The 4,732-nt window shown below is 44.4% G+C and carries 5 protein-coding genes; all 5 read left to right on the top strand.

What is annotated here, in order from left to right; genetic code table 11:
- Positions 1-209: 209 nt before the first annotated feature.
- The 5 genes from pilG to A3761_RS16780 all read left to right on the top strand — a co-directional run bounded on the left by pilG (position 210) and on the right by A3761_RS16780 (position 4,678).
- Positions 210-605, top strand: coding sequence for a twitching motility response regulator PilG (pilG, locus tag A3761_RS16760; protein ID WP_068508694.1), 396 nt, complete (start codon positions 210-212; stop codon positions 603-605).
- Positions 606-647: 42 nt separating this feature from the next.
- On the top strand, positions 648-1,010 hold the full coding sequence (gene pilH, locus A3761_RS16765) for a twitching motility response regulator PilH (RefSeq protein WP_068553627.1): 363 nt from the start codon (positions 648-650) through the stop codon (positions 1,008-1,010).
- Positions 1,011-1,024: 14 nt separating this feature from the next.
- Positions 1,025-1,585: a chemotaxis protein CheW gene (locus A3761_RS16770; protein ID WP_068508699.1), complete on the top strand. Its 561-nt coding sequence runs from the start codon at positions 1,025-1,027 to the stop codon at positions 1,583-1,585.
- 73 nt (positions 1,586-1,658) lie between these two features.
- Positions 1,659-3,728 (top strand): methyl-accepting chemotaxis protein, encoded by a 2,070-nt coding sequence (locus A3761_RS16775; RefSeq protein ID WP_068740084.1) that lies wholly within the window; start codon positions 1,659-1,661, stop codon positions 3,726-3,728.
- 32 nt (positions 3,729-3,760) lie between these two features.
- On the top strand, positions 3,761-4,678 hold the full coding sequence (locus A3761_RS16780; RefSeq protein WP_082865245.1) for a protein-glutamate O-methyltransferase CheR: 918 nt from the start codon (positions 3,761-3,763) through the stop codon (positions 4,676-4,678).
- The last annotated feature ends 54 nt before the right edge of the window (positions 4,679-4,732 follow it).

Below are 4,732 nucleotides of genomic sequence, written 5' to 3' on the forward strand. Positions count from 1 at the left end.
GCTTATGAAATTAATCGTGATTTGATATTAACAAACACTTTTAAGATATTGGTCTATAGTGAAATAATGGTCGCCGAATTTTGTATCGTGACCGTGAAAAGTAAATACCAGGTTTGACAAGTTCAGGCTTGGAATATCGTAGTGCGTCGCGTACAAGACATGTCAGACCCGACGCTAATTGTTCTTCAAGTGCCTTAGGCTGCTGGATAATGGAAGATAATTTCGAAAACCTTAAAATTATGGTTATCGACGATAGTAAGACTATTCGTCGTACCGCAGAGACTCTGCTAAAAAAAGTTGGCTGTACCGTCATCACCGCTACAGATGGTTTTGATGCGCTCGCTAAGATAGCAGACTCCCACCCCGATATAATATTTGTTGATATCATGATGCCTAGGCTGGATGGTTATCAAACCTGTGCGCTGATAAAAAATAACAGTGCCTTCAAGTCTACCCCCGTCATAATGCTGTCCAGTAAGGATGGTCTTTTTGATAAGGCGAAAGGTCGTATCGTTGGGTCAGACCAATATTTAACCAAACCATTTAGTAAAGATGAATTATTGAATACTATTCGCACCCATATGCCGAATAGCCAAGTCAGCTAATTATTTCGGTTTACAAAGAGTAGTATTTTGCCAGGAGGAATTATGGCTCGCATTTTGATCGTGGACGACTCGCCTACAGAGATTCGTAAAATTTCAACCATTCTAGAAAGCAACAATCATGAGGTGATTACCGCTGATAATGGTGCTGATGGCGTTGCTGTTGCGAGAGCAGAACAACCTGACCTAATCCTGATGGATGTCGTGATGCCAGGTTTAAATGGTTTTCAGGCCACTCGACAATTAACTCGAGCAACTGAAACTGCTGAAATTCCGGTAATTATCGTGACAACAAAAGACCAGGAAACAGACCGGGTATGGGGTACACGCCAAGGCGCCAAAGGATATCTTGTAAAACCTGTGCCAGAAAGTAGCCTGATTCAAACTATCAACGAATTGCTGGGTTAGGGTATTAACAGAGCATGAGCGCATCTTCTGCCAAGCAAGCTAGCCCCTTTGATATTCTAGCTGACATCGTAAACCGTAGCGTTAAGTACGCTGCGGGGCTGCCTGCGCAAGACGAAGCTGTAGAGTTATGGAATGGTATCGGCTTTACGATTGCCAACACTCAGTTCGTTGCTCCAATGGGTTCAGTATCTGAAATCCTGCACCTACCCAAGTACACCTCTGTTCCAGGTGTACGAAACTGGATGCTTGGTGTAGCAAACGTACGTGGCCGTCTACTTCCAATCATGGATTTAGCCTTATTTTTTGATGTTGAATCCAGCTCCAAAAAGAGCAGAGATAAACGAGTCTTAATCGTCGAGCACGGTGAGATTCTTAGCGGCTTTGTCGTAGATAGCGTTCACGGCATGCAGTACTTTTCAGCTGATAGCTTTCAAAAGAATGCTAACTCACTATTAGAAAAGTCAATCCAGCCTTTTATAAAAGGCGCATTTGAAAAGAACAATAGTCAATGGAATGTATTTGATACCTTCACACTGACAAACAATAAAAAGTTTCTTGATGTTGCAGTCAGGTAGTAACGCTGCTCATCATTTGAAAGCAGTAAATTGAAAAACAAACACTAGATCGTACAAGGCCGGGAGCCAGGAAATGAAAATCATATCTGGAAAATTTAGCACAGACCAGAGCGCCAACTCACAAATTCTTTTAGTGGGCTCAGCGCTGATCGTGTTATTGATTTCGCTTTTAGTTGTTTCATATTTTATCACTAGAGACGGTAACCACGATGTCGAATATGCCAGTCACGCTAGTGATTTGCGCGTACTGTCTCAAGAGGTCGCAAAGAACGCAACTGAAGCTGCTGCCGGTAAAGAAGAGGCCTTTGATCAGTTGAAGAAGTCTAGAGATGACTTTGAAAACAAGCTACAGTTAATCAACCAAGGTAATGATGAAACCGGCTTGCCGCCATCAAACCTTGCTGATGACGCCGGTGTAACCGACCTGTGGAAAACAGTAAAAAGCAATGCTGACCGTATCCTGGAAAACAAGGAAACGGTTTTGACCCTGCACCAGATCGCTGAAACATTAAACGAAACCATTCCTCAGCTCCAGATTGAGTATGAAGACGTGGTCATGATTCTACTTGAGAACGATGCTCCCGCAGACCAGATCTCAGTTGCTGAACGCCAGTCTCTTCGTGCAGAACGTATTGTACGTAGTGTTAACAACATCCTTACGGGTGATGAAGATGCCGCTATTGCAGCCAACCGCTTCGGTGAAGATGCGACACTATTCGGACGTGTAATGAACTCCATGTTTGAAGGCAATGAGGCTATGCAGATTTCTCAGGTAACTGACGAAGATGCTATCTACGGCCTTGAAGCGATCGCCGAGCTCTTTGAGTTTGTCGACAGTAACGTTAAAGCGATACTTGAAACCTCTCCCGAACTATTCAAAGTACGTAACGCTGCTAACTCTATCTTCGAAAATTCTATCGCACTGAAAAAAGATACATCTACTCTATCGAACCAGTTCCAAAACCAGGCTGATGACCGCTTCTTTAACCCGAATACGGCTTATATCATTCTAGCGCTAATCATCATGTTGATTGTTTATGCTGGCTGGTACTTATACCGCGAATCTCAAAATCGTCTGCAAATGACGGAAGAACAGAACGAACAGAACCAAAACGCAATCTTACGTTTACTTGATGAACTTGCCGACCTTGCTGATGGTGACCTGACAACAGAAGCAACAGTAACCGAGGATTTCACGGGTGCAATTGCTGACTCGATTAACTTCGCGATCGACCAAATGCGTGGCTTGGTAAAAGCTATTCGTGATACCGCCTTACAGGTTGCTTCATCAGCCCAGGAAACACAGGGCACAGCGATGCAGCTGGCTGAATCTTCAGAGCATCAGGCGCAAGAAATTGCGGGTGCTTCTGCCGCGGTTAACGAAATGGCGGTGTCTATCGACCAAGTATCATCTAACGCTGCAGAGTCTACTTCGGTTGCGGAAAGATCGGTAACCATCGCGAAGAAAGGTGCTGAAGTGGTACAAAATACCATCCACGGCATGGACACTATTCGTGAGCAGATTCAAGAAACATCAAAACGTATCAAACGCTTGGGTGAATCATCTCAGGAAATCGGGGATATCGTATCCTTGATCAACGACATTGCCGACCAGACCAACATTCTATCTTTGAACGCTGCGATTCAGGCATCGATGGCTGGGGATGCAGGTCGAGGCTTCGCGGTTGTTGCCGACGAAGTACAGAGACTGGCGGAACGTTCTTCTGCTGCAACCAAGCAGATTGAAGCACTGGTTAAAACCACTCAGACAGATACCAACGAAGCGGTAATCTCGATGGAACACACCACGGCAGAAGTGGTACGAGGAGCTCGACTTGCACAAGATGCGGGTGTTGCCCTAGAAGAAATCGAAACAGTTTCGATGAGTCTTGCAGACTTGATCCAGAATATCTCTAACGCGTCACGTCAACAGTCATTGTCGGCGGGTCACATTTCTAACACGATGAACGTTATTCAAGAGATTACCTCTCAAACTTCATCAGGTACGACGGCAACAGCGAAATCTATCGGTAACCTTGCTGAAATGGCTAGTCAGCTTCGAGCATCGGTGTCAGGCTTTAAGCTTCCTGCCGACGAAGGTGACTCAGAGTATTCTGAGGGCAACGATGAAGGTATCGTGTAATAAAGCGAGCTGATTGGCTGTAGGTAGTCGCAATGGAAGCCCTACTGAATCCTGACGTAGCACAAGCATGCGAGTATCCGGGTAATGAGTCACGAATGAACTGGGAATCAACGCCTTTTCCTGTGCTAACTGATGCTCAGTTTCATCAGTGGCAAGCATTACTTGAAGATCGAACTGGGATGTACATCTCGTACTATCACCGGTCGCTTCTCCAATCGAATCTAATCATTCGAATGAGAGAGATTGCATGCGCTAGCTTTGACGACTACTACGCAAAAGTATGTGCCAAGCCAAGCGGCATCGTCGAGTGGAACACTTTGCTCGATAGAGTGATGGTTCAGGAGACACGTTTTTACCGAAATCCTGAGTCGATGGAGTTATTTTGCGAATATCTAACTGATCAAATTCGCAGAAAATCTCGAAACGAAGCGATAAACATATGGAGTGTAGGTTGCAGCTCCGGAGAAGAACCATATACCTTGGCGATGCTTTGCCAACAAATGCTTCTGAAAGAAAAAAGAGCGTTAAGTAACTTTGGTGTTACTGCAACAGATATAAGCCTTCCGGTACTTAGTAAAGCTAGAGAAGGTATATATAACGTTCGTAAGCTGGTGGACCTAGATCGCAGATTGGTTGACCAGTATTTTGAGCAACTCAGCCCCGATATATATCGAGTCGGTAGTGAGCTCAAACAAAAAGTCTGTTTCTCGATGGCGAATATGATTGATGTTGATAAAAGCCCTCTGAGAAACATGGATACGATATATTGCCAGAATGTTCTGATTTACTTCCGCAAGGAATTAAAACACAACATTCTGAATAGTCTGGTAGAAAGGCTGGCCCCTAAAGGGCTGCTCGTAATTGGACAAGGCGAAGCTGTCGATTGGCAAAATCCACATGTTGAGCGAGTTCAAAACAATCAGACTTTGGCGTTTATTCGTCGAAATTAACACACAAAAACAACGCATTTATAGATTGGAGAAGTTATGGGTAATAACCATGAC

It is taken from the genome of Oleiphilus sp. HI0123, assembly GCF_001635315.1.

What these genes read in the sequence shown, in the direction of transcription:
- pilG (WP_068508694.1), top strand. Translation starts at nt 210, where the DNA reads ATGGAAGATAATTTCGAAAACCTTAAAATTATGGTTATCGACGATAGT.
- pilH (WP_068553627.1), top strand. Translation starts at nt 648, where the DNA reads ATGGCTCGCATTTTGATCGTGGACGACTCGCCTACAGAGATTCGTAAA.
- A3761_RS16770 (WP_068508699.1), top strand. Translation starts at nt 1,025, where the DNA reads ATGAGCGCATCTTCTGCCAAGCAAGCTAGCCCCTTTGATATTCTAGCT.
- A3761_RS16775 (WP_068740084.1), top strand. Translation starts at nt 1,659, where the DNA reads ATGAAAATCATATCTGGAAAATTTAGCACAGACCAGAGCGCCAACTCA.
- A3761_RS16780 (WP_082865245.1), top strand. Translation starts at nt 3,761, where the DNA reads ATGGAAGCCCTACTGAATCCTGACGTAGCACAAGCATGCGAGTATCCG.